Origin of the sequence: Methylobacterium sp. CB376 (genome assembly GCF_029714205.1) — a bacterium.
Taxonomy (GTDB): Bacteria; Pseudomonadota; Alphaproteobacteria; order Rhizobiales; family Beijerinckiaceae; genus Methylobacterium.
The window spans coordinates 7,042,311-7,068,144 of the sequence record NZ_CP121648.1; the positions used below are offsets into that span (position 1 = coordinate 7,042,311).

Sequence of the window (25,834 nt, forward strand, 5' to 3'; positions counted from 1 at the left end):
CGGCGATCTTCCGCCCACGCGACGCGGGCTTCCACCGCCATCCCCCGAAGACCCGCGCGCTGCTCCGCCCAGGGGCCGCCGCGGCGTCCTGCCCGTCCGCTTGCAACGGCGCGCTGGAAACGCTTCCGCGCGCGAGGAGAGAGCTGTGTCCAGAGCCACGACCCGCACCGAGCACGACCTTCTCGGCGACCGCGAGGTGCCGGAGGCGGCCTATTACGGCATCCACACGCTCCGCGCCGTCGAGAACTTCGCGATCACCGGCACGACGCTGGCGAGCTGCCCGGACCTGATCCGCGCGCTGGCCGCGATCAAGCAGGCAGCGGCGCTCGCCAACCAGGAGCTCGGCCTTCTCGACCGCGCGCGCTGCGAGGCGATCGTCACGGCCTGCGAGGAGATCCGCGGCGGGGCGCTCCACGACCAGTTCGTGGTCGACCTGATCCAAGGCGGCGCCGGCACCTCGACCAACATGAACGCCAACGAGGTGATCGCCAACCGGGCGCTGGAACTCCTCGGCCACGCGCGCGGCGCCTATGGGCAGTTGCACCCGAACGAGCACGTCAACATGGGCCAGAGCACCAACGACGTGTACCCGACCGCCCTGAAGATCGCCGCGGCCGGGTCGATCCGGCGCCTCGTGGCCGCCATGGCGTCCCTGCGCGGCAGCTTCGAGGCGAAGGCGACGGAGTTCGCCGACATCCTCAAGATGGGCCGCACGCAGCTCCAGGACGCGGTGCCGATGACGCTCGGCCAGGAATTCGGCACCTACGCGCGGATGCTCGGCGAGGACGAGGCGCGGCTCGGCGAGGCCGAACTCCTGATCCACGAGATCAACATGGGCGCGACCGCCATCGGCACCGGCATTACCGCGCATCCGGCCTACGCGGCTTTGGTGCGCGACCGCCTCGCGGAGATCACCGGCATCCCGCTCGTCACGGCCGAGGATCTCGTCGAGGCGACCCAGGATTGCGGCGCCTTCGTGCAGCTCTCGGGCGTGCTGAAGCGGGTCGCCGTCAAGCTCTCGAAGACCTGCAACGACCTGCGCCTGCTCTCCTCGGGGCCGCGGGCGGGCTTCAACGAGATCAACCTGCCGGCGCGCCAAGCCGGCTCCTCGATCATGCCGGGCAAGGTCAACCCGGTGATCCCGGAGGTGGTCAACCAAGTCGCCTTCGAGGTGATCGGCAACGACGTCACGATCTCCTTCGCGGCCGAGGCCGGCCAGCTCCAGCTCAACGCCTTCGAGCCGGTGATCGCCTACAGCCTGTTCCGCAGCCTCGCGCATCTCGAAGCGGCCTGCCGGGCCCTCGACGCGAACTGCGTGCGCGGCATCACGGCCAACCGCGAGCGCTTGCGGCTGAGCGTCGAGCACTCGATCGGCATCGTCACCGCGCTCAACCCCTATATCGGCTACCGCAACGCCACCGCGGTGGCCATGGAGGCGCACGCCACCGGCCGCGGCGTCTACGAACTGGTCCTGGAGAAGGGCCTGATGGCGAAGGACCAGCTCGACGCGGTGCTCCAGCCCGGGCGGCTGACCCGCCCGCAGGCCGCGATCGCTTCCTGATCCAGGGTTCGCCCCATCCGAGGTCCGGGATCCCGCGCCACCGCGCCAGTGGAGGGATCCCGCACGCCGATGCGCGGGCCGATGCCCGCGCGTCCTCCACGCACCATCCAAGGCAATACCCAAGGGAGGATACCCCGATGACTCAGGTCGATGCGGCTCCGAGATCCGGCCGCCTCACGCTCTATACCGGCATCGGGCTCGTGCTCGGCATCGCGGTCGGCGCGGTGCTGCACGGGCACGCGACGTCGCCGGACGAGGCCAAGGCGCTCGCCGCGCACTTCACCCTCGTGACCGACATCTTCCTGCGCCTGATCAAGATGATCATCGCGCCGCTCGTCTTCGCCACGATCGTCGCCGGCATCGCGAGCTTCGGCGACACCCGCTCAGTCGGCCGCGTCGCCGGCCTCGCCATGGGCTGGTTCCTGACCGCCTCGCTGGTCTCGCTCACGCTCGGTCTGATCGCCGCCAACCTGTTCCAGCCGGGCGCGGGCCTCGCCCTTCCGCTGCCGGATGCGGGGGCACAGACCGGCCTGAAGGCCGCCTCGCTCAACCTGCGCGACTTTCTCACCCACGTTTTCCCGACGAGCATCGTCTCGGCGATGGCGGGCAACGAGGTGCTGCAGATCCTGGTCTTCTCGATCTTCTTCGGCTTCGGCCTCAGCGCCATCGACCGGCGCTACGCGGACCCGATGGTGCATCTCCTCGAAGGGCTCGCGCGGGTGATGTTCAAGGTCACCGACGCGGTGATGCGGCTCGCGCCGCTGGCGGTGTTCGCGGCGATGGCGGCGGTGGTCACCGTCCAGGGTCTCGGCGTGCTCCTGGATTACGGCAAGTTCATCGTGAGCTTCTACGTCGGGCTCGCGGTCCTCTGGGCGCTCCTGATCGGGGCCGGCTGGCTGGTGCTCGGCCGCGCCACGCTGCACCTGCTGCGCCTGCTGCGCGCGCCGATGATCGTCGCGTTCTCGACGGCGAGCAGCGAGGCCGCCTTTCCGCGCACCATCGAGGTCCTGGCCCGGTTCGGCGTGCGTCCCCGCGTCACCGGCTTCGTGCTGCCGCTCGGCTACTCGTTCAACCTCGACGGCTCGATGATGTATCAGGCGCTCGCCGCTCTGTTCATCGCCCAGGCCTTCGGCATCCCGCTGGGCTTCACCGAGCAGGTCATGATGCTCCTCGTCATGATGGTGACGAGCAAGGGCATCGCCGGGGTGCCGCGCGCCTCGCTGGTGGTGGTGGCCGCCACCGTGCCGATGTTCGGCCTGCCGTCCGCCGGCATCCTGCTGATCATGGGCATCGACCAGATCCTCGACATGGGGCGCACTGTCACGAACGTCCTCGGCAACGGGCTTGCCACCGCCGCGGTCGCCAAGTGGCAAGGCGAGCTCGAGGAGACCGCGTCCCCGGAGGGACGGGGTCGGACGTCGGATCGCGCCGTGGCCGAAGCGCTCGTGACCGAGGCAGCCTGACCCTGAGCTCGAACCGGCAAGGCCGGACAGGCTGACCCGGCTCGGTCGTCGGCCCGCCATGCGGGAGGATGACCGAGCCCGACCCCGGGCGGGCCCGACCCCGAGCGGGCCTTCCCGGATCGAGCCGCCGGCGTCCGCTCTCCGATGTGAAGCGGTCGCCGGCGAGCAGCTTCGCGACGGCGACGCGCGTGGCGCGTGGGACGGCGCTCAGGGCGCGGAGCCAGGCGCCTTGCGCAGCCCGGACGGAACTCACTCTCAGGGCAGGCCGTTTGCACTGATCACCCTCATGCCTTCGGTCGAGTGCAGATGGCTCGCTCTGCAAGAACGCTTTATGGGGCTGGGGCTGCGTTTGCTGCCGGAGTGATCGCAACCCTCGCCGTGGTCAACCTCTCAGGGGGCGGGCAACCGAGCGCGTCGCAGCGTGTGCAGCCCGCTGCTCGGCCGGGCCCGCGGGGCGTGGAAGGCCGTGCCTGGTCCGATCCCGTTCGGTCTCACGGCCCCGCTGCCTCAGCACCTCGCGAAACCCGTCCGCCCCTGACTTTCACGCTCGAGGATTCCGGTCACCAGAGCGGACCCGGGCCGTCGCGGGCGGCCGGTGCCGACGCGCAGGACGAGACGCCGCCAGCCGTTGCGCAGGCCGGCGGGCCAGAGGGTAGGGCGGCCCCTCACAGCAACACCGCGCGGCTGAGAGCGCCTGAGCCGCGCTCCGAGGTTGCGAGCAGCAACGCGCCGCGGGTCCAGCAAGCCCATGCCGAGAAATCCCGGGGCAAGCCCGTCATCGCACCTCAGGCGGCGAGGGAACGGCCCGCGACAGCGAGCGGAGCTGCGCCTGCGGATCCGAGACCGCGGATCCCGGCCGAGCAGGCCGAGACCGGGGCGAGGCGGCTCGTTGCGACGGACCGGGAACCGCGCCACCGAGAGGCTCGGCTGCCTCTGAACACGACGGGGGACAGGCACAGCCTTGCCGCAGTCAGAGAGGCGCGCCGCATCGTCCCGGTTCGCGTCACCAAGCATGCCGATGCGCAGCTGGATGACGATCCAACCCCGTCGCAGCGACCTCGGCGTCGAGCTCAGAACGAGGCTCCCGAACCGAAGCGGCACTACTCGGCGGCGGAGACGGGTGGCGTGATGGGGTGGCTCATGGGACCGGCCGAGCGCTTCTGACGCGTGAGCGCAGCGCGCGAGCTGATCTCCGTGGTCAAGGAAGCCTCGGCGGCGAGCTCGGTGCCGGTGAGACGCCCCGGAACCCGCCGGATCAGGGCTCGAAGCTCCCAGCCGGAGGACATCGATGCTGAAGGGGATCAAGCGCGTGTGGCCCGCCGCGGCCATCATCAGCGTGCTCTCGATCGAGGCGCATGCATTGAGTCCCTCCGAGATGAGGGAGCGCACCGCCTTCATCGCTGAGCGGTACCTTCAAATCTGGTCGTCGAACCAAGCCGGCCCGGTCGCAGGGGTGCCCTACATGTACGGTCCGACCGTCATGTTTTACGGGCAGCGTTACACGCAGTCTCAGCTCATGGCAGAGAAGCGGCGCGCGATCCAGCAGTGGCCTGTTCGCCAGTACGTGCATCGTCCCGGGACGATGCGGGTGATCTGCAATGCGCCGGCACGCAAGTGCGCAGCGCGCTCGACGATCGATTTCGAGATCAGCAATCCGAGCCGCGGCACGCGCAAGGCAGGTTCGGCCAGGTTCGACCTCGGCGTCAGTTTCGCCGAGCCCCATCCTCGCATCCTGTACGAGGGCGGCAGCCTGAACAAACGGCGGCCCGGCGGAAGCTCATGATCCGATCTCGGTCGGAGCGTCCGAGTGCGCACGATGGATCACGCATCCTTGCGCTCCGTCCGCGCCACCGAGGCAGGTTGGATGCCATGGCCGCCTCCGAACCGGCAGTCGGATCCGTGCACGCGAACCCGTGACCCGAAGCGGCCCCCGGCAGCGGGTGGAGGGAACGTCCGGTTTCAAGGGCCGTCCGGACGTTCGGTGTCGACGCGGTCCCCCGACATCCGCCGCCGCGCTGTGCTCGCACGTCAGCGGACGCAGCTGCCCTGGCCGCGAGGAATCGGTCGTGTCCTGGACGTGCGGGGCGAGCGGCGAACCCGACCCCGGCGTATGAATCGCTGGCACGGGAACGTTTCGGCTTGGGCGCCATCGAATGTCGGCTTGGGCGCCATCGAATGCCCACCCGCGGAAGCTGGCAGTCACGCCATGATCGAGCCTCCCCTTCAGCTCTCGGCCGACGAGGCAACGCTCCTCGAACGCGCGCGCCGACACGACCCCGCCGCCATCCGGCTGATCATCCAGCAGCAGAACCGGCGCCTGTACCGGATGGCGCGCAGCATCGTCCGCGACGACAGCGAGGCCGAGGACGTCCTGCAGGAGGCGTATGCGCGCGCCTTCACCCACCTGAGCAGCTTCCGCGGCGACGCGCGCCTCGGCACTTGGTTGGCCCGCATCGTCATCAACGAGGCGCTCGGCCGGTTGCGGCACCGCCGCCCGACGCTGGATCTGAGTGCCGTCGCGGCGCCCACGACGGGCGCCCAGATCATTCCGTTCCCGGACGTCGGCGGTCAACTCGACCCGGAAGCTCTCATGGCGCAGCGGCAGATCCGCACCCTGCTTGAGCTCGCCATCGACCGGCTTCCCGACGCGTTCCGCACGGTGCTGATCGCACGCTTGGTGGAAGGCCTGAGCACCGAGGATACCGCGGAGTTGCTCGGCCTCAGGCCGGAGACGGTCAGGACCCGCCTGCACCGCGCACGGCTGCTGCTGAAACGCGATCTGGAGGAGCAGATAGGGCCCGTCCTGGCGGACGCGTTTCCGTTCGCGGGCGTCCGCTGCGCGCGTTTGACCGACGCGGTGCTGGAGCGGCTCGGCCTCACGTGAAGTGCGGGAACCTTTCCACGCGCTCCGCATCCAAGTGCGCTCAGGAGGGCAATTCCTGAGCCCAGCCATGGAGGGACGCGATGCTCATCAGAGGAAGTGCAGCTCTGGCCGCCCTGGCCCTCGGCACGGTCGTGGTTGCTGCGCAAGGCACGCCGCCGAACGACGCCCAGATCGCCCACATCGCCTACACGGCAGGACAGATCGACATCAAGGCTGCCGAACTCGCCCTGCAGAAGTCCAAGAACAAGGAGGTGCGCGCCTTTGCGGAGGACATGGTGCGTGACCACAAAGCCGTGAACGAGAAGGCGCTCGGGCTGGTCAAAAAGCTCAACGTTACACCGCAGGACAATGACACCAGCCGGGCCCTGATGAAGCAGGCCGATGAAAAAGAGGCCTCGCTGAAGAAGCTCGCCGGCACCGAGTTTGACAAGGCGTATGCAGAAAACGAGGTGGCTTACCACAAAACTGTCAATGGCGCGCTTGAGGGCACACTCATACCTGCCGCGAGCAATCCCGACTTGAAAGATCTGCTGCGTACAGGGCTGAAGATCTTTCAAGGGCACGAGCAGCATGCCGAGCATGTCGTTCAGGCGCTGAAATGAACTGGTGGGCCATGAGGCTTAAGATTCGGCTCGCGTGGCTTGTGGGTTTGGCGACCTGCCCGTTGTCCTCGGCCGTAGCGGAGACGATCAGGATCCGCGTTGAGGACCTTGCTTTCGTGCCGGCGCAGGTTTCTGCCCGCGTGGGCGACACCGTCGAGTGGGTCAGCCGCGACTTCGTTGCGCACACGGCAACGGCACGCGACGAGACATGGGATGTGGCCATTCCGCCCGAGGGAACTGGCCACATCGTTCTCATCCGAGCTGGAGAGATCGAGTACTATTGTCGCTACCATCCGGCCATGCGCGGGCGGATGTCCATCCACTCGGCACCCTGAGCAAAATTCGACGCTGCGGCATCGGAATCAGCGAGTCATGTCTTCACGCGAGATGTCCTCGCTCCGGCAAGATGGTCGAACCGTCATGAACGATTCCACGAGCGCTCGGACCCGGATCCGTCCGGGTCCGTATGTCGGATGCGTTCCAATCAAACCGCCGGCGGCGATCACCGGCATCGGCTGCTGAGCGCGCTCGCCGGCGAATGTACGCCTGCGTGCCATCCGCGCCCGGCACAGGTGCGGAAATTCGGAACCCGCTCAGGAGCAGCAGGTTTTGTGCCATCGGGCTGGCTAAGCGGTTGTGCGCGCCACTTCTGCCGCGCTCGTCGGGAGCTCCCGGCCAGAATCGGGGTGATGAGCGCGTGATCAGCCGCCGTCGCGTGGGGGGGGGACGATGCCAGCAGAGCGTGGGCGAGACTTGGAGGACCTGAACGATCAGGCCCCGACCGGACGGCGCACCCGCGACAGTGCTGCTGACATCTGGGGGGAGCGCACCCCCTTCCACGGGCAGCACGCGTGGCCCGTGCGCGTCGACGAACACCTCGTCGCTGAACCCGGCAAGTGGGTGCAATCTGCCTGTGTTCTCTGCTCCAACGGGTGCGGCCTCGACATCGCCGTCAAGGATGGACGCATCGTCGGTGTGCGCGGGCGTGCCGCCGACGAGGTCAACCGCGGTCGGCTCGGTCCCAAGGGCCTGAACGCCTGGCGCGCCAATGCAAGTGCGGACCGGCTGACGACGCCGCTGATCCGCCGAGGCAGCCGCCTCGTCGAGGCGAGCTGGGACGAGGCGATGGGCCTCGTGGTCGAGCGCTCCAAGGAGATCATCGCGCGCTACACCGGCAGCGCGATCGGATTCTACACCTCGGGCCAGCTCATGCTCGAGGAGTACTACACGCTGGGGGTGATCGGCAAAGCCGGACTCGGCACGCCGCACATGGACGGCAACACCCGCCTGTGCACCGCCACCGCGGCCGCCTCACTGAAGGAGACTTTCGGCTCGGACGGACAGCCCGGCTCCTACTTCGACATCGACGAGACCGCCTGCATCCTGCACGTCGGCCACAACATGGCCGAGACCGACACTGTGCTCTGGATGCGGATCCTGGACCGCCGACGCGGACCCGAGCCGCCCCGGCTCGTCGCGATCGACCCGCGGGACACCCCCACGACGCGCGAGGCCGACCTCCATCTCAAGCCGAAGCCGGGCAGCAACGTGCCCGTGCTCAACGGCCTGCTTCACCTCATCATCGCCAACGGCCACATCGACGGCGCGTACATCGCACGGCACACGGTCGGCTTCGAACAGCTTCGGCACACCGTCGAGGCCTACACACCCGAGCGGGTCCAACAGCTCTCGGGCGTACCGGCAGGCGACCTCGTCGCGGCTGCGCGCATCCTCGGCGAAGCCGAGACGCTGGTCTCGACCGTGCTGCAGGGCGTCTACCAATCCATGCAGGCCACCGCCGCGGCCTGTCAGGTCAACAACCTCAACCTGATCCGCGGCCTGGTCGGCAAACCCGGCTGCGGCATCCTGCAGATGAACGGTCAGCCCACCGCTCAGAACACGCGCGAGACCGGTGCTGACGGCGACCTGCCGGGCTTCCGCAACTGGGACAATCCCGAGCATATCGCGGAGCTCGCCCGCCTCTGGAACGTCGATCCCGGAATCATCCCGCACTGGGCACCGCCCACGCACGCGCTGCAGATCTTCCGCTACGCCGAGCAGCTCTCGATCCGGATGCTCTGGATCCAGGCCACGAATCCGGCGGTGACGCTGCCGGACCTGGCGCGCATCCGGTCCATCCTGTCCAACCCGGACCTGTTCGTGGTCGTCAACGAGATCTTCCCCACGGAGACCACCGAACTCGCCGACGTGGTTCTGCCCGCGGCCGCCTGGGGCGAGAAGACCGGGACCTTCACCAACGTGGACCGCACGGTGCACATCGCCCACAAGGCCATCGACCCGCCGGGCGAGGCGCGGTCCGACCTCGACATCTTCCTCGATTACGCCCGGCGCATGCGGCTGCGCGACAAGGATGGTGCGCCGCTGATCAAGTGGAGCGACCCTGAGGGCGCGTTCGAGGCGTGGAAGGCCTGCTCCCGAGGTCGTCCGTGCGACTACACGGGCCTCTCCTACGCCAAGCTGACCGGTGGTTCCGGAATACCCTGGCCGTGCAACGAGCGGTTCCCGGACGGGAAACACCGGATCTACGAGGACGGGGTGTTCCCCACCTCGCCCGAGGTCTGCGAGAGCTTCGGGCACGACCTCATCACCGGAGCGGTCGTCACGCCGGAGGAGTACAAGGCGCGCAACCCGGGCGGGCGCGCCCTCCTCAAACCGGCCGAGTACCAGCCGCCGCACGAGGAGCCGGACGAGGCCTATCCGTACTGGCTGAGCACGGGTCGTCTCGTCCACCACTTCCATACCCGCACCAAGACGGGTCGCGCACCGGAACTCGCGACCGCGGCCCCGGACGCCTTCGTGCAGGTGAGCTCACGCGACGCGGCCGCTCTCGGGATCGGCGAGGGCGACTGGGTTCGGATCACGTCGCGTCGCGGCCAGATCGAGGTGACCGCCCGGGTCGGCGGGATAGAGCCGGGACGCGTCTTCGTGCCGTTCCACTACGGCTACTGGGACGAGCCGGGCCGAGCGCGGGCCGCCAACGAGCTCACGATCTTCGAGTGGGACACGGTCTCCAAGCAGCCGCACTACAAGTATGCGGCCGTGGCACTCACGCGGGTGGCACAGCCCAGCAGCGAGCAGCCGGACACGGAGGTCTCGAAGGCTCCCGGACTGCTCGCGCGCGCCAAGCACGCCGTCCAGGCTGTGGGCGCCGTCGTGGCGCCTGAGCGGCAGCACGTGCAGGAATACCTGGGCCTGCTGGAGGGCAGCGAGCGGGCGCTGGCGCGGGCCCTGGCGCAGGTTGCCGAAGCCCATCGGGCAGAACCCGACATCTTCAACGAGTGCCACATGCTGGCGGACTGGTCACGGCGGGAGCTCGAGGCCCTGCGCGGGCTGATCGCCCGCTACGGCGAGGCGCGCGAGACGGAGCCGGACCGGCTGGGCGACGCTGTCCAGCCGCCGCTCAAGCGAACCGGTCTCGGGCTGGTTCGCGACCTGCACGATTGCTGGCTGTTGGCGAATGAGACGCACGCATCCCTGGTGGTGCTCGATCAGGCGGCGAAGGGGCTGCGGGATGAGGAGATGCGGCGCCTCGTGGAGCGGGTGGATGGACAGAACAATCGGCAGCGCTCGTGGCTGCTGACCCGCATCAAGCAGGCGGCGCCTCAGGCCCTGGTTGTGCCCTCGTGAGCGACGCGCGGTTGCACGGGGCAGGAACTCCCTAGTCCGGCAGACCAGCCTTGCGGAGCCCGTCCGCGAGGTAATCGCCTTGGTGCACGGCCTCCGGACGCGCCGACCGGCTCTCCTCGCGCCAGCGACCGATCGTATAGCCCGGTCGGAGGGCCAGGAGCTGCGCAATCGACCTTCGCGCCTCGTCGGTCCGGCCAGTCTCCGCGTAGGCGGAGGCGAGATGGAGGTAGATGAGGACCGGCTGGGGCGAGGGCGCCACCAACGACCGCGAACACCAGGTGATCGCCGCCGCATGCATCGTCCGACGCTCGGCCGCCTCGCACAGCGTCGCCGCCCAGAGGCTCAGCAGAGGGTCGTGCGGGCTCAGCCGGACCGCGCGTTCCGCGAGCGCGTAGGCCTTGTCCGCTTGGCCGAGCTGGAGCACGGCATTCGCCATCGATCCGTAGGCCGGGGCCAGGTTGGCGTTGCGGGCGATCGCCGCCTGATGGGCCGCGATGGCCTCCTCGTACTGCCGGCGTCCCCTCAGGATCTCGCCCTTCACGCAATAGGCCATCGCCTCGTTCGGCCGCGCGGCGAGCGCCCCGTCGATCAGGCGCTCGGCCCGCGCAAGGTCGTCGGACGCCGCGGAGGACCAGCCGAAATTCGCCGCGAGCGCGAGGGTGCGGGCCAGTCCGACGCGCGCCCGCACGCTCTCGCCGTCGCGCGCGAGCGCCTGCTCGAAGGCCTCCCGGGCCCGCAGCAGGCTCTCCCGCGACAGCGGCCGGTTGAGAACCGACCAGCCTTGGGCCGCCAGGTCGGCGGCGTCGGGAGCGCTCGGCCGCTCCCGCTCGAACTGGCGCAGCTCGGCCTCGGTCAGCTCGATGCTCAGGGCCCGCGCGAGCTGAGCGACGATCTCCTCCTCGGTCTCGGCGATCGAGGACGCCTCGCTCACGAACCGGTCCGCCCAGACCTCCGCGCCCGTCTCGGTGTCGGTCAGGCGCGCGTTGATCCGGACGCGGGCGCCGACGTGGTGGAGGCTGCCGTGCAGCACGTAGCGCACGCGCAGATTCCGTCCGAGGTCGCGCCGGTCGGCGTGCCTGTCCCGCCACGCCAGGGCGGTGCTGGGCGCGATGACGAAGCTGCCATCGATGCGGGACAGGTCCGAGGTGAGGTCCGACGCGATGCTCTCCGCGAGCAGGTCGAACGCCTCTCCCCCGTCGCGGTTCGTGAAGGGGAGGACCACGATCGAGAGCCGAGGGGCCGGGCCGCGGCGCCGCGCGGGGGCGGGCTCCTCGAGCGCCGCGAGGGTCGCGTCCGCTCCGATCGGCGCAACGGTCTCGGGGACCGGCGCGACCGGGCGCGCAGGCGCGAGGAGGCGGGCGACCGCGACGCATCCCACCGCGGCCAGCAGCGCGCCGGCCAGCCAGAGGGCCCTGCCGCGCGGGAGGACCGCGCGCGGTTCGGCCGGCTCGGCCTGGCTCGGGAGCTGCGTGATCGCTTCGGGCCGGATCACGAACACGAAGACGGGCCGGTCGATGTTCTTCAGCGACTGGTCGCCCCATTCCTCGACGGGGTAGGACAGCCGCCCGCGCACCTGCTCGTACGCGGCCCGCGACAGGGCGATCCCGCCCGCCGGTGCGATCGCCTCCAGCCGGGCAGCGATGTTCACGCTGTCGCCGTAGATGTCGCCGTCGCGCTCGACGACGAGCTCCCCCACGTTGATGCCGATGCGCAGGGCGATCCGGCGCGTCTCCGGCACGTCCCCGTTCCAGGTCCCGATGCCGTGCTGGATCTCGACGGCGCAACGGACGGCCTCCACCACGCTGGTGAACTCGGTCAGAATGCCGTCGCCGGTGGATTTCACCACCCGGCCGCCGTGGCGCTTGATCTCCGGATCGATGAGGTCGCGGCGGAGGGACCGCAGGCGGGCGAGCGTCCACTCCTCGTTGGCGCCCATGAACCGGCTGTAATCGACCATGTCCGCGGACAGGACGGCTGCCAAGCGTCGCTCCGCATGGGAGGCCCCATACCGCTGAGCCTTGAGCATGCCCGCCTCCGTTGCTGCGCAACGTCGTCCGAGAAAGCCATATAGTCCTCAACCAAGCAATTCGCTTCTCATTTCTCGCATCGTGAGCGGAGTCTATTCGAAAGACTGCCTTGCGCACTCTGATTGCGTTCGGTTCGATTGCCCTCTGAGGGGTGACGCGGGGGTGGGCGCCGCAATAGGCCGTGTTCTCCGGCGCTCGTGAGAGGACCGGCTCCGGACCGGGGCACGCCGCCGCGGCCGGAAGGGGCTGTCGCGGGACGAGGCCGCCGCGGGCGGGCTCGGTGAGCATCGGCGTCCCGGCCGCGGCCGGCGCAACGACGGCGATGCCTCGCGGCACGCCCCGGAACCGCCGCGGGCGTCGTCACGCCCCGCGGTGAAGCGTCATCCGCCGCGAGGCCACCGCGACGGGCCTGCCGACCGCCTCCTGTCCGCGAGGAGCGGCGGGGTCCCGGCCACCTCGGTCGTCGGGCGAGGCGAGGGGCGCCGCCGCGACGTGCCCCGTGCGTCCCGAGCCCGATTCTGCGACACGCCTCTCCCGACCAGGGCGGGCTTCGCGGAACATCGGAAGCTCCCCCCCATCGGTCAGTTTGAGGATCCCGATGCGACATCTCCTCGCCGCGCTCCTTGCGCTCGCGCCTGCCCTCGTCCAGGCGGCGGACCAACCCACTTCGCACTTCAAGGCGCTGACCGTCGAGGACGCGGTTGCCTGCGTGTCCGGGAAAGCCTGCGACGTGTCGGGCCTCAAGGTCACGCCGAACCCGAACGCGACCGTCGGCTCGCTCGCGCGCTCGCTCGCGCCCCACGTGGCGAGCAACGCCGAACTCGCGACGCTGTTCGCCGGCACCGCCCCGGTCATCCGCCAGGGCTACGCCGCGGCCGGGGATGGCGGGCGGGGCGTCTACACCTATTCCTCGTCCCCGTGCTCCATCTCCGGCGGCGACGGCGGCTCGCAGGTCCAGTCGGCCGTGCTGCCGGGCTGCTGGACGCTCGACAAGGGCCAGCCCTTGACGTTCTCCCTGTTCGGGGCGGATTGCACGAACGCGGCCGACAGCACGGGCGCGGTGCAGAGAGCGATCACGGCGGCCATCGCCCTCCGGCGCACGCTGACGCAGCCCGGCGACTGCGTGCTGAGGCTGACGAGCACGATCACGGGCAGCGGCGTCCTGAACCTGCGCGGCCCCGGCGTCGAGATGACCGACGGCGCCAATACCGGCGCGGCGGATCCTCAGGCGCCCGGCAAGGGGCTCTGGTTCCACCTCGCGCACGCCGGGAAGGGCTTCATCCTGCAGCCGGCCGGCGGGATCTCGCCGCAGCATTTCTCGAACGGCAACCACATCGAGGGCGTCGGTACCTTTCGCGACCAGCCGCGGCCGGGCGCGGGCGCCTATGCCCCGTGCGCGTGCGACTACGACTTCGCGATCTACAACGCGGAAGTCGAGTTCGATGTCGCGATCCTCAACTCGACCAGGGGCATCTACTTCTCGAAGGGGGACCGATCGCGCATCAAGAGCCTGAAAGGCCAGCCGCTTCAGATCGGCGTCAACATTGAGAGCGCCTACGACACGCCGGTCATCGACGACATGCATCTTTGGCCCTACTGGTCAAACAACACCAATGTTCTCCTATATACGAATAACAACATGGTCGCGCTGCAGGTTGGTCGCGCCGACAATCTCGTCATCAAGAAAGTTTTCGTTTATGGCGGCGCAAAGTGCCTGGATGTTCAACATTTCTCCGGCGGCCCTGACGGATCCTATCCGCCTGGAACTCTCTATAATGCGCAGATCAGTGCACTGGATTGCGACAACTCGTTCGCGTCGATCGTCGTTGAGCCCGCTGCGACCGGTGCCAACTTGTCGGTCGCTTCCCTGGTCGGGTTCTCCAGCGGACTCAACTACGCGGGATCGAAGTCGAATACGATCTCCGTTCTCAGCAACAACGCAGTCGTGTCGATCGGCGACGCCAGCTTGTCCTATTCAGGTCAGAGTCACGTCTACGTCGGCGGCCAGAACGCGCGGGTCCAGATCGGAACGCTGTTGGCCGGCCAGTGGAACACGGGCACGACCATCGCTGCCCCGACGCATTTCGAGGGCCTCCGGGCGCCGGGGACCGGCTCGCAGATCCTCGTCGGCGCCTGGAACTACGACGCCAAGCAGGCGGCGACGACCCTGCCCCTGTTCGGTACGAACGCGTTCCTGAACACGATCTCCCTGCGTCCGATCAGTGCCGCGCCGAACATCGACACCAGCGCGTCCGCCCAGACCGTCGCGAACGGCGGCACGCTCGCCCTGCCGACCGGGTCGGGCGAGTTGGTCGTGCGGGACAGCGCCTACGGAAACGTCTGCAAGTGGCTCTACTCCACGACGAGGACGTTCTTGATCGGCGGGTCGGCGAACTGCGCCGCGTCGGTGGCGGCCGGCAAGCTCTCGCTGACCTGGAGCGGATCGGCTTACGTTCTGACGAACAATCTCGGCGGGTCGACGGCCATCTACGCGAACAACAGCCGCGTGGCGCCGTTCAACTGATGGGCCGCCGCTCCGCCGGCGGGAGGCGAGGGCGCGCCGGGCGACGCGCCCGTGGCGCGCGCCTCGTGAGCGCTGGACGTGGGGGCGAGGCGAAGGGTGGGCCGGAGCGCGCACCGCGCCGTTCGCGACCGCGCGCCGCGGCGTCCGGCCCGATCACTCTGCGCCGATCGAATGGCTCCGTTGAGGGATCGAAAACCTCATGCGTCCGGCGCATGGATCGCCCGCGCGAGCAATAATCCAACGCAGAACCCGCGCCGCGTGGCCAAGCTGGTCTTCTGAACCCTCCGGGTTTTGGCTGGGCCAGCCACATTTCCGACGCAACCGGCATTCTAGGAGGTGGCCTCACCGAGGCCCGCACTTGTCGCTCTGGCTGCGGGCTGCCCGATCAAGTAGGCAACGGTTCACACCCGGTCCTGTATCAGCTCGCGATGCAGGCCGCCGGCCCGCCTGTTCCCCGCCTCCAGGCCGAAGCCGCCCCGCGCGGTCGGCGCCATCGCAGTGCAAAGGTGCGTTCGAATGACGGCAGCGACCGCCCAGCTCGAGCCGAAGCTTCTCCTGAAGACCCTGCGCGCCTTTCGAAAGGGCGACTTCTCGGTGCGGCTGCCCCTCGATCTCACGGGGATCGACGGCGAGATCGCCGAGGCGCTCAACGACGTCGTGGAGCTGAACCAGAGCCTCGCCCGCGAGCTGGACCGCGTGGCGCGCAAGGTCGGCAAGGACGGACGCATCGCGGAGCGCGGCAAGCTGCCGACGGCCACCGGCGGATGGGTCGAGTGCATCGACTCGGTCAACGCGATGATCGGCGACCTCGTCCAGCCCACCACCGAGGTGGCGCGGGTCATCGGCGCCGTCGCGAAGGGCGACCTCGGCCAGACGATGCAGCTCGAGATCGAGGGGAGGCCGCTCCAGGGCGAGTTCCTGCGGATCGGCAAGGTCGTCAACACGATGGTGGACCAGCTGAACTCCTTCGCCAGCGAGGTGACCCGGGTCGCCCGCGAGGTCGGCTCGGAGGGCAAGCTCGGCGGCCAGGCCCAGGTGAAGGGCGTCGGCGGGACCTGGAAGGACCTCACCGAGAACGTGAACCTGATGGCCGCCAACCTGACCGGTCAGGTGCGCAACATCGCCGAGGTCACGACCGCGGTCGCCAACGGCGACCTCTCGAAGAAGATCACCGTCGACGTCAAGGGCGAGATCCTCGACCTCAAGTCGACGTTCAACACGATGGTGGACCAGCTGAACTCCTTCGCCTCGGAGGTGACCCGCGTCGCCAAGGAGGTGGGCTCGGAGGGCAAGCTCGGCGGTCAGGCCCAGGTGAGGGGCGTCGGCGGCGTCTGGAAGGACCTCACCGACAACGTCAACATGATGGCGGCGAACCTGACCGGTCAGGTGCGCAACATCGCCGAGGTCACCACGGCCGTGGCCCGCGGCGACCTCTCGAAGAAGATCACGGTCGACGTCAAGGGCGAGATCCTGGAGCTGAAATCGACCATCAATACGATGGTGGACCAGCTGAACTCCTTCGCCTCGGAAGTGACCCGGGTCGCCCGCGAGGTCGGCACCGAGGGCAAGCTCGGCGGCCAGGCGCAGGTCGAGGGTGTCGGCGGGACCTGGAAGGACCTCACCGACAACGTCAACATGATGGCCGCCAACCTGACCGGTCAGGTGCGCAACATCGCCGACGTGACCACGGCGGTGGCGAACGGCGACCTGTCGAAGAAGATCACCGTCGACGTCAAGGGCGAGATCCTGGAGCTGAAGAACACCATCAACACGATGGTGGACCAGCTGAACTCCTTCGCCAGCGAGGTGACCCGCGTCGCCCGCGAGGTCGGCTCGGAGGGCAAGCTCGGCGGCCAGGCGCGCGTGGAGGGGGTCGCCGGCACCTGGGCCGACCTGACCGACAACGTGAACCTGATGGCCGCGAACCTCACCGGTCAGGTGCGCAACATCGCCGACGTGACCACGGCGGTGGCCAACGGCGACCTCTCGAAGAAGATCACCGTCGACGTCAAGGGCGAGATCCTGGAGCTGAAGAACACCATCAACACGATGGTGGACCAGCTGAACTCCTTCGCCAGCGAGGTGACCCGGGTCGCCCGCGAGGTCGGCTCGGAGGGCAAGCTCGGCGGCCAGGCGCAGGTGCGCGGCGTGGCGGGCACCTGGGCCGACCTGACCGACAACGTGAACCTGATGGCGGCCAACCTGACCGGTCAGGTGCGCAACATCGCCGAGGTCACGACCGCGGTCGCCAACGGCGACCTCTCGAAGAAGATCACCGTCGACGTCAAGGGCGAGATCCTGGAGCTGAAATCGACCATCAACACGATGGTGGACCAGCTGAACTCCTTCGCCTCGGAGGTGACCCGGGTCGCCCGCGAGGTCGGCACCGAGGGCAAGCTCGGGGGGCAGGCTCAGGTGAAGGGCGTCGGCGGCGTCTGGAAGGGGCTGACCGACAACGTCAACATGATGGCGGCGAACCTGACCGGTCAGGTGCGCAACATCGCCGAGGTCACGACCGCGGTCGCCAACGGCGACCTCTCGAAGAAGATCACCGTCGCCGTCGAGGGCGAGATCCTGGAGCTGAAATCGACCATCAACACGATGGTGGACCAGCTGAACTCCTTCGCCTCGGAGGTGACCCGGGTCGCCCGCGAGGTCGGCATCGAGGGCAAGCTCGGCGGCCAGGCTCAGGTGCGCGGCGTCGGCGGGACCTGGAAGGACCTCACCGACAACGTCAACATGATGGCGGCGAACCTGACCGGTCAGGTGCGCAACATCGCCGACGTGACCACGGCGGTGGCGAACGGCGACCTCTCCAAGAAGATCACCGTCGACGTGCGCGGCGAGATCCTGGAGCTGAAATCGACCATCAACACGATGGTGGACCAGCTGAACTCCTTCGCCTCGGAGGTGACGCGGGTCGCCCGCGAGGTCGGCTCGGAGGGCAAGCTCGGCGGCCAGGCCCAGGTGAAGGGCGTCGGCGGGACCTGGAAGGATCTCACCGACAACGTCAACATGATGGCCGCCAACCTGACCGGGCAGGTGCGGGGCATCGCCAGCGTGGTGACCGCGGTCGCGCAGGGCGATCTCAAGCGCAAGCTCACGGTCGACGCCAAGGGCGAGATCGCGGCCCTGGCCGACACCGTCAACGAGATGATCGAGACGCTCGCCACCTTCGCCGATCAGGTGACGAACGTCGCGCGCGAGGTGGGCGTCGAGGGCAAGCTCGGCGGCCAGGCGCGGGTGCCGGGGGCGGCCGGCCTGTGGCGCGACCTCACCGACAACGTGAACCAGCTCGCCGCCAACCTGACCACCCAGGTGCGCGCCATCGCCGACGTGGCCACGGCGGTGACCAAGGGCGACCTCGCCCGCTCGATCTCGGTCGAGGCCTCCGGCGAGGTCGCCTCGCTGAAGGACACGATCAACGAGATGATCCGCAACCTGCGCGACACGACGCTCAAGAATGCGGAGCAGGATTGGCTGAAGACCAACCTCGCCAAGTTCACCCGCATGCTGCAGGGCGAGCGCGACCTCGCCACGGTCTCGAACCTGATCCTGTCCGAGATCGCGCCGCTGGTGAACGCTCAGCGCGGGGTGTTCTACATGATGGAGAGCGACGGCGCGGAGCCCGTGCTGGACCTCGTGGCGAGCTACGCCTTCACCGAGCGCAAGAACCTGTCGAACCGCTACCGCCTGCGCCAGGGGCTGGTCGGGCAATGCGCCTACGAGAAGAAGCGCATCCTGCTCACCAACGTGCCGGGCGACTACATCACGATCGGCTCCGCCCTCGGCGAGGCGGCCCCGATCAACATCATCGTGCTGCCGGTCCTGTTCGAGCAGGAGGTCCGGGCCGTGATCGAGCTCGCCTCCTTCAGCCGCTTCAGCGAGACGCATCAATCCTTCCTGGACCAGCTCACCGAGTCGATCGGCATCGTGCTGAACACGATCGCGGCGAACATGCGGACCGAGGGCCTGCTGGCGCAGTCGCAATTGCTGACCAGCGAGCTGCAGAGCCAGCAGGAGGAGCTGAAGAAGACCAACGACCGCCTCGAGACCCAGGCCGCTTCGCTGCAGCAATCCGAGGACCTGCTCAAGAGCCAGCGCGAGCGCCTGCAGCAGACCAACGAGGAGCTCGAGGAGAAGGCGCGTCTCCTGGAGATCCAGAAGAAGGAGGTCGAGGGCAAGAACCGCGAGGTCTCGATCGCCAAGATCTCCCTCGAGGAGAAGGCCGAGCAGCTCTCGCTGACCTCCCGCTACAAGTCCCAGTTCCTGGCGAACATGAGCCATGAGCTGCGCACGCCGCTGAACAGCCTGCTCATTCTCTCGAAGCTGCTGAGCGAGAACAGGGAAGGGAACCTGAGCGACAAGCAGCGGGAATTCGCCAGGACCATCAACGCGGCCGGTTCCGACCTGCTGTCCCTGATCAACGACATCCTCGACCTGTCCAAGATCGAGTCCGGGACGGTCTCCCTCGAACTCGGCGACGTCGACCTCCAGGATCTCGCCGGCCACCTCGACCGCAGCTTCCGCCCGCTCGCCGAGGAGCGCCAGCTCGCCTTCACGATCGACGTCGCCCCCGCCCTGCCGCGGCTCGTGCGGACGGACTCGAAGCGGCTGCAGCAGGTGCTGCGCAACCTCCTGTCCAACGCCTTCAAGTTCACCGAGAAGGGCAGCGTCGCGCTCAAGCTCGGCTCGGCCGAGGGCTCGCCGCTGCGCGCGGGCAGCCAGTGGATGGCCTTCACGGTGACCGATACCGGCATCGGCATCCCCGAGGACAAGCAGCGCATCATCTTCGAGGCGTTCCAGCAGGCGGACGGCACCACCAGCCGCAAGTACGGCGGCACCGGCCTCGGCCTCGCCATCAGCCGCGAGATCGCCCGGCTGCTCGGGGGCGAGATCGTCCTGTCGAGCCGGCTCGGGCAGGGCAGCACCTTCACGCTCTTCCTGCCGCTCGAGCCGCCGCTGGCCGCGGCCGCGGGCCGCCCGGCCGAGGCCAAGGAGGGCAACGGGGCGTCGCAGCCGGCGATCCGGCCGGCCTCCGCCGCCATGGCGCTGTCCTCCTCCGCGGACGACCGCCACGCGATCGCGGCGGGCGACCACATCGTGCTCATCGTCGAGGACGACGCGATGTTCGCGTCGGTCCTGCTCGAACTGGCCCGCGAGCGGGGCTTCAAGGGGCTGATCGCCCAGGACGGGGCGGCGGCGCTCGCGCTCGCCCATCGCTACAAGCCGCACGCGATCACCCTGGACATCGGCCTGCCGGACATGGACGGCTGGGCGCTCCTCGACCACCTGAAGAACGACGTCCGCACCCGTCACATCCCGATCCACGTCATCTCGGTCAACGACGAGAAGAAGCGCGGGCTGCGGGCCGGGGCCTTCGGCTTCCTGGAGAAGCCCGTCGACCGCGAGGGCCTGCTCAGGGCGCTGGAACGGTCGAAGGAGTTCATCACCCGGCCGGTGCGCAGCCTGCTCCTGGTCGAGGACGACGACAATCAGCGCGCGAGCATCACCGCCCTGCTGAGCGAGGAGGACGTCAAGGTGTTCAGCGTCAGCACGGCCGCCGCCGCGCTGGAGGCGGTGGCGGGCGGGCGCTTCGACTGCGCGATCGTCGATCTCGGGCTGCCCGATCTCGGCGGCTCCGAGCTGATCGAGCAGATCCGCGCCACCCCGGACGGCGAGGAGCTCCCGATCATCGTCTATACCGGCCGTGAGTTGACCGAGGCCGAGGAGCAGCAGCTCAAGCAGACCGCCTCGACCATCATCCTGAAGGACAGCCACTCCTCCGAGAGGCTGCTCGACGAGACCGCCCTGTTCCTGCACCGGGCGATCGACGGCGGTTCCGGCGAGCGCCAGGTCGGGAGCGAGCGACGGGATCCGGTGTCGCTGCAGGGCTGCCGCATCCTCCTGGTCGACGACGATGTGCGCAACATCTTCTCCCTCACGAGCGCGCTGGAGCTGCACGGCCTCGACGTCCTCTTCGCGGAGAACGGGCGCGACGGGATCGCGCTGCTCAAGGCCAATCCGAGCATCGACGCCATGCTGGTCGACATCATGATGCCGGAGATGGACGGGTACGAGACCATGCGGGAGATCCGCCGGGACGAGCGCTTCCGCGCCCTGCCGCTGATCGCCGTGACCGCCAAGGCCATGAAGGGCGACCGCGAGAAGTGCATGGAGGCCGGCGCCTCCGACTACGTCTCGAAGCCCGTCGACCTGGATCAGCTGCTCGCGGTCCTGCGCGTGCAGCTCGAGCAGCGCCGCCACGCCGCGGGCGGCGCTCCGCACCGGGGCAACGGCCGCGCGGACACCTCCGGGATCGCCCCATGAGCGGAGACCCCATGAGCGAGGACCGCGCGCCGGCCCTCCCGGGCCCGGATCCCGCCGGCGGCCCGGCCGCGGACCTCCCGCCGATCAGGGTGAAGATCCTGATCGTGGACGACGACCGGCGGAACCTGCTCGCCGTGTCGGAGATCCTCGACGAGCCAGGCCTCGACCTCGTCCTGGCCGAATCCGGGGAGGACGCCCTGCGGCACACGTTGCGGGACGATTTCGCCCTGATCCTCCTCGACGTCCAGATGCCGCGCATGGACGGCTACGAGGTGGCGTCCCTCATCCGCAGCCGCTCGCGCTCGTCGCGCGTGCCGATCCTGTTCCTGACGGCTTACAACCGGGAGGAGATGCACGTCTTCCGCGGCTACTCGGCCGGCGCCGTGGACTACGTCTTCAAGCCGATCCAGCCGCTCGTCCTCAAGTCGAAGGTCAGCGTCTTCGTCGACCTTCACCGCAAGACCGAGGAGATCAAGCTGAAGGCCTCGGCCGAGAAGAAGCTCCTGCTGGAGAACCTGCGGGTTCGGGGCGAGAAGCTGGAGGCCGAGCGGGCCCTGCGGCGGCGCGACGCGCATCAGGCCGCCGTGCTGCGCGGGCTCCCGATCGCCCTCTACACGGCCTCGCACCAGGGGGATCACCGCCGCCTGCGCTTCACCAACGAGAGCGTCGAGCGGGTCAGCGGCTTCGGCGCGGAGGCGTTCGCGGATCCGGGCCTCTGGCTGTCGCGGCTCAACCCCGAGGACCGCGACCGGGTGCTCGACGCGCTGCGGGCGGTCGGGCGCACGGGCGCGGCGACGCTGGAATACCGCTGGCGCCACGCGGACGGGAGCGAGCGGCACATCCTCGATCAGGTCGTGGCCAATCGGGGCGAGGAGGCCGCGCCCGGCGAGGTCTTCGGGATGTGGTTCGACATCACCGAGCGCAAGGAGATGGAGCTGAGCCTGGTGCACGCCTCCAAGCTCGAGGCGGTCGGCCGGCTCACCGGCGGCGTCGCCCACGACTTCAACAACATGCTGAGCATCGTGATCGGCAACCTCGACCTGCTGCAGAAGTCGCTCGTCGCCGACGAGAAGGCGCATCAGCGCGTTCAGAACGCCATCGACGGGGCGCAGCGCTGCGCGGAGCTGACGAGCCGGCTCCTCGCCGTCTCGCGGCGCTCACCCCTCCAGCCGGCGCCGCTCGACCTCGGCAGCTTCATGCCCGGCCTGGTGCAGCTGCTGAGGCGGACCCTCGGCGAGCGCATCGGCGTGACCCTGGATCTCGGCGACGCTCCGCCCGCCGTATCCGTCGACCGCTCGCAACTCGAGGCGGCGCTGATCAATCTGGCGGTGAACGCGCGCGACGCGATGCCGGAGGGCGGCCATCTCAGCATCGCGGTGCGACGCGCCGGGGAGGCGGATCGCGCGGGCCGCGCCGCCGACGCGGTCCTGATCTCCGTCGCCGACACGGGCACCGGCATGCCGGCCTCGGTGCTCGCGCGCGTGTTCGAGCCCTTCTTCACCACCAAGGCGGAGGGCAAGGGGACGGGCCTCGGCTTGAGCATGGTCCACGGCTTCCTCCAGCAGAGCGGCGGACACATCGACGTCGAGAGCGTGCCGGGGCAGGGCACCACCTTCACGATGTCCCTGCCGATCCTCGCCGAGGCGGGCCCCGGGACCCCGGCGGCGCCGGGCGCCGCGCCCCCCGACGAGGTGAGCGGGGAGGGGAGGACGGTGCTCGTGGTCGAGGACGATTCCGAGGTGCGACAGGTCGCCAAAGCTGCCCTGAAGACCCTCGGGTTCCACGTCGAGGAGGCCGGAAACGGCGACGAGGCCGTGGCCATGCTGGAGGAGAATTCCGACGTGGCGCTCGTGCTCAGCGACGTGAACATGCCCGGCACCATCTCGGGGATCGAGCTCGGCCGCATCGTGCGGCAGCGCTGGCCCAATATCGGGATCGTGCTGGCCTCGGGGTACCTCAAGGAAGGTCAGGACACGGAGTGCTTCGTGACCTTGCAGAAGCCCTACCGGACGTCGGAGCTGATCGAGAAGCTGGCGGGGCTGGTGGCACCCAAGGCGGAGGCCGCGATCCCGGCCTAGCGCGGGCGGGGCGGTGCAGGAGCGCGCAGCGGTGCAGGCGCGCGCAACCGCCGGGCCGACCGCGAGCCCGGAACCGAATCGACCCCGCAAGGTTGCTGGTCCGCCTCATCATCGGGCGGGAGAACTCTCATGAGTCTTGGCACCATCCTCCTCATCATCCTGATCTTGGCTCTGGTTGGTGCTCTTCCGCTCGGACTGCCCTACAATCGGGGCTGGGGCTACGCTCCCGGCGGGGTGGTCGGCCTGATCCTGGTGATCGTCCTGATCCTGGTGCTGCTGGGCCGGATCTGAGCGTCATGCGCCGAAGGGGTCGCCGGTTCGGCGGCCAGACCTGCGGCCCACCGGGACCCTGAACCGCCGAGGCGGCGGCCCGCCGCCGCACCTCCGCCCGGGGCTTCGGGCCGGCCGGGCGCGGGGAGCGCCGCGGGCGGGTGACCCGGTCTCCGAACGGGTCGCGCCGACCGGATCACGGGGGCGGCGCCGGCGCGGCGCGCCCGCCGGCACCGGGCGCGGGCAGGGGCGGCGCGTCCGCGGGGGCCGGACGGACCTTCGGCTTGCGCGCCGTGGCCGCGCGCAGGATCTCCCCGACCTGCTCGGCCGAATAGGGTTTGCGCAGGAACGCGAAGCCGTGCGCCGCGTCCGTCGCGAGCACGTGGCTGTAGCCCGAGGTCAGCACCACCGGCATCTCCGGATGGATCTCCCGCAGGCGCTCGGCGAAGGCGATGCCGCCCATTCCGGGCATCACCACGTCGGAGAACACCGCGTCGAAGCGGAAGGGCACCGCCTCGATCTCCGCCAGGGCGGCCTCGGCCGTCTGGGTCAGCACCGTGCCGTAGCCGAGGTCGTGCAGGATCTGCGTGCAGAAGCGGCCGATCTCGACATTGTCCTCGACCACCAGGATGCACTGGTCGCCGTGCTCCCAGGCCGGCCCCTCGGGCTTGGGTTGGGGCTCCTCCTCGGCCGATCCGGCCTCGGCCATCGGCAGGTACAGGGTGAAGGTGCTGCCGCGTCCCAGGACGCTGGCCACGTCCACGTCGCCCCCGGACTGCTTGGCGAATCCGATCACCTGGGACAGGCCCAGCCCGGTGCCGCGGCCGACCTCCTTCGTGGTGAAGAAGGGCTCGAAGATCCGCCCGAGCTGCTCCCTCGCGATCCCCGAGCCGGAATCCGAGACCGCCACCGCCACGAAGGGCGTCGGCGAGCCCGCATGGGCGCGGATGGCCGGCAGCGGCCGTCCGCAGACGAGGTCGATGGTCAGGGTGCCCTCGCCCCCCATCGCGTCGCGCGCGTTGACGACGAGGTTCACCAGGGCCGTCTCGAACTGGCTGGCATCGGCGCGCACCCGGCAGGGGCTCTCGGGAACCCGCGTCACGATCCTGATGCGCGCGCCCGTCAGCGCGTCGAGCATCTGCGCGATGCCCCGGATCCGCGCGCCGGCATCGAACACCTCGGGCTTGAGGGCTTGGCGCCGGGCGAAGGCGAGGAGCTGCGCCGTCAGCCTGGCGGCCCGGTCGACCGTGTCGGAGACCGCGTCCAGGTAGCGCCGCCGCCGCTCCTCCGGCAGGTCCGGCCGGCGCAGGAAGTCCGTCGAGGACCGGATGATGGTGAGCAGGTTGTTGAAATCGTGCGCCACGCCGCCCGTGAGCTGGCCGATCGCCTCCATCTTCTGCGATTGCACCAGCGCGTCCTGGGCCTGGGCGAGGTCCCGGCTGCGCTCCTCCACCCGCCGCTCCAGGGCGTCGTTCATGCCCTGCAGCGCCGCGCGAAGCTGCCGCTCCGCGGCGGCGCGCCGGTCGACGTTGCGCGCCACCCGGACGGCGAGCGCCGCCAGCCAGAGGGTCAGAACGATCACCAGCAGGGCTGTTCCGGTCTCCGCCTCGATCAGGCCCGCGCGGAGCGCGTGGAGCTGCAGCCATCCGAGCACCAGGGGCGCGAGCACCACGGCCGGGAGCAGGTGCCGGGTCAGGGCGCCCGCCTCGCCCGCGCCCAGGATCGTGGCGACCCAGGGCCTGTCGGGCCGGCTGAAGAGCGCGCCGAGGGAGAGGATGGACAGAGCGGCGGCGGTCACCAGCGCCATCCGCGAGAACGGGCCGTCCTGGTGGAACGCGCCGAGGCCGTAGGCGTAGCCGAGCCCGCCCACGGCCGCCACGACGAGCCCGCACAGGGTCGCGAGCGTCCCCAGGGACCGCAGCCGCCGGTGGCGGGCCTCCTGGAGGAGGAGCCCCGTCGCGGTCCCCAGCAGGCTCACGGCCGTCGCCAGGGCCATGCCGCTCCCGGGCCCGAGCGGGCCGAAGAGCAGGCGCTGCGCCCAATCGTCGAGGCGGACCTGCCCCGACGAGACGTAGCGCAGCAGGCCCCCGGCGCCGACCGCCACCGCGGCCGCCGCCAGGGCGCGGCCCGCGCGGCGGGCGGTCCCTGAGGCGCCGGCATCGGTCGCGAGCAGCAGCGACGCGCCGAGCAGCAGGATCCCGAGGGCGGTGAGCACGACCATCGGCGGCTGCCCGGGCAGGATGCGCCGCAGGGCCGGGACGTCGAACCACCAGCCTGCGCAGGCCGTCAGTGCGGCGGCGATCGCGACGAGGCCGCTCGTCCGCGCGATCCAGCGCGCCCGCCGGAGCACCCGCGCCGGCCCGGACGGCGGGATCGGCGGGAGGGCCGGCCTCTCGCGCTCAGCCATTCGGCACCCGGCGGTCCGACCCCGGTCCCGTCCTCGGCCA

At 69.6% G+C, this 25,834-nt stretch carries 13 protein-coding genes; 11 read left to right on the forward strand and 2 right to left on the reverse strand.

Annotated elements, in window-relative coordinates; all coding sequences use genetic code 11:
- Positions 1-145: 145 nt before the first annotated feature.
- The 7 genes from aspA to QA634_RS32505 all read left to right on the forward strand — a co-directional run bounded on the left by aspA (position 146) and on the right by QA634_RS32505 (position 10,158).
- Positions 146-1,561: an aspartate ammonia-lyase gene (gene aspA, locus QA634_RS32475; protein WP_012336067.1), complete on the forward strand. Its 1,416-nt coding sequence runs from the start codon at positions 146-148 to the stop codon at positions 1,559-1,561.
- Between the two features lie 137 nt (positions 1,562-1,698).
- Positions 1,699-3,024 (forward strand): dicarboxylate/amino acid:cation symporter, encoded by a 1,326-nt coding sequence (locus QA634_RS32480; protein ID WP_012336068.1) that lies wholly within the window; start codon positions 1,699-1,701, stop codon positions 3,022-3,024.
- Between the two features lie 1,288 nt (positions 3,025-4,312).
- On the forward strand, positions 4,313-4,807 hold the full coding sequence (locus QA634_RS32485; RefSeq protein ID WP_012336069.1) for a hypothetical protein: 495 nt from the start codon (positions 4,313-4,315) through the stop codon (positions 4,805-4,807).
- 423 nt (positions 4,808-5,230) lie between these two features.
- A complete protein-coding gene (locus tag QA634_RS32490; RefSeq protein WP_012336070.1) occupies positions 5,231-5,908 on the forward strand; it encodes an RNA polymerase sigma factor in 678 nt (225 codons plus the stop codon).
- 80 nt (positions 5,909-5,988) lie between these two features.
- The gene (locus QA634_RS32495) at positions 5,989-6,510 is read left to right on the forward strand and encodes a DUF4142 domain-containing protein (protein WP_012336071.1); all 522 of its coding nucleotides are present in this window, start codon (positions 5,989-5,991) and stop codon (positions 6,508-6,510) included.
- Positions 6,507-6,845, forward strand: a complete 339-nt coding sequence (locus QA634_RS32500; RefSeq protein WP_018263332.1) for a cupredoxin domain-containing protein — start codon at positions 6,507-6,509, stop codon at positions 6,843-6,845. Before QA634_RS32495 ends, QA634_RS32500 begins: the two co-directional genes overlap by 4 nt.
- A 418-nt stretch (positions 6,846-7,263) precedes the next feature.
- Entirely contained in the window at positions 7,264-10,158 is a 2,895-nt protein-coding gene (locus QA634_RS32505) for a molybdopterin oxidoreductase family protein (protein WP_012336073.1), read from the forward strand.
- A 31-nt stretch (positions 10,159-10,189) separates the two neighbouring features.
- Here the strand turns inward: QA634_RS32505 and QA634_RS32510 are convergent, their stop codons facing one another.
- Positions 10,190-12,139, reverse strand: a complete 1,950-nt coding sequence (locus QA634_RS32510; RefSeq protein ID WP_043701831.1) for an adenylate/guanylate cyclase domain-containing protein — start codon at positions 12,137-12,139, stop codon at positions 10,190-10,192.
- Positions 12,140-12,783: 644 nt separating this feature from the next.
- Here QA634_RS32510 and QA634_RS32515 point away from each other — a divergent pair.
- From QA634_RS32515 to QA634_RS32530, 4 genes are all read left to right on the forward strand, one after another.
- On the forward strand, positions 12,784-14,709 hold the full coding sequence (locus tag QA634_RS32515) for a hypothetical protein (RefSeq protein WP_012336075.1): 1,926 nt from the start codon (positions 12,784-12,786) through the stop codon (positions 14,707-14,709).
- 516 nt (positions 14,710-15,225) lie between these two features.
- Positions 15,226-21,039 carry a HAMP domain-containing protein gene (locus QA634_RS32520; protein ID WP_012336076.1) on the forward strand — a complete coding sequence of 1,938 codons (5,814 nt, stop codon included), beginning with the start codon at positions 15,226-15,228 and terminating at the stop codon, positions 21,037-21,039.
- 11 nt (positions 21,040-21,050) lie between these two features.
- Entirely contained in the window at positions 21,051-23,117 is a 2,067-nt protein-coding gene (locus QA634_RS32525; protein ID WP_012336077.1) for a response regulator, read from the forward strand.
- A gap of 129 nt (positions 23,118-23,246) precedes the next feature.
- Positions 23,247-23,408, forward strand: a complete 162-nt coding sequence (locus QA634_RS32530; protein ID WP_012336078.1) for a DUF3309 family protein — start codon at positions 23,247-23,249, stop codon at positions 23,406-23,408.
- Between the two features lie 175 nt (positions 23,409-23,583).
- On the opposite strand, the gene QA634_RS32535 is transcribed toward QA634_RS32530, so the two are convergent.
- Positions 23,584-25,794, reverse strand: a complete 2,211-nt coding sequence (locus QA634_RS32535) for an ATP-binding protein (RefSeq protein WP_012336079.1) — start codon at positions 25,792-25,794, stop codon at positions 23,584-23,586.
- Between the last annotated feature and the right edge of the window lie 40 nt (positions 25,795-25,834).

What these genes read in the sequence shown, in the direction of transcription:
- QA634_RS32530 (WP_012336078.1), top strand. Translation starts at nt 23,247, where the DNA reads ATGAGTCTTGGCACCATCCTCCTCATCATCCTGATCTTGGCTCTGGTT.
- QA634_RS32520 (WP_012336076.1), top strand. Translation starts at nt 15,226, where the DNA reads ATGACGGCAGCGACCGCCCAGCTCGAGCCGAAGCTTCTCCTGAAGACC.
- QA634_RS32480 (WP_012336068.1), top strand. Translation starts at nt 1,699, where the DNA reads ATGACTCAGGTCGATGCGGCTCCGAGATCCGGCCGCCTCACGCTCTAT.
- QA634_RS32485 (WP_012336069.1), top strand. Translation starts at nt 4,313, where the DNA reads ATGCTGAAGGGGATCAAGCGCGTGTGGCCCGCCGCGGCCATCATCAGC.
- QA634_RS32535 (WP_012336079.1), bottom strand. Translation starts at nt 25,794, where the DNA reads ATGGCTGAGCGCGAGAGGCCGGCCCTCCCGCCGATCCCGCCGTCCGGG.
- QA634_RS32495 (WP_012336071.1), top strand. Translation starts at nt 5,989, where the DNA reads ATGCTCATCAGAGGAAGTGCAGCTCTGGCCGCCCTGGCCCTCGGCACG.
- QA634_RS32490 (WP_012336070.1), top strand. Translation starts at nt 5,231, where the DNA reads ATGATCGAGCCTCCCCTTCAGCTCTCGGCCGACGAGGCAACGCTCCTC.
- QA634_RS32515 (WP_012336075.1), top strand. Translation starts at nt 12,784, where the DNA reads ATGCGACATCTCCTCGCCGCGCTCCTTGCGCTCGCGCCTGCCCTCGTC.
- QA634_RS32500 (WP_018263332.1), top strand. Translation starts at nt 6,507, where the DNA reads ATGAACTGGTGGGCCATGAGGCTTAAGATTCGGCTCGCGTGGCTTGTG.
- QA634_RS32525 (WP_012336077.1), top strand. Translation starts at nt 21,051, where the DNA reads ATGAGCGAGGACCGCGCGCCGGCCCTCCCGGGCCCGGATCCCGCCGGC.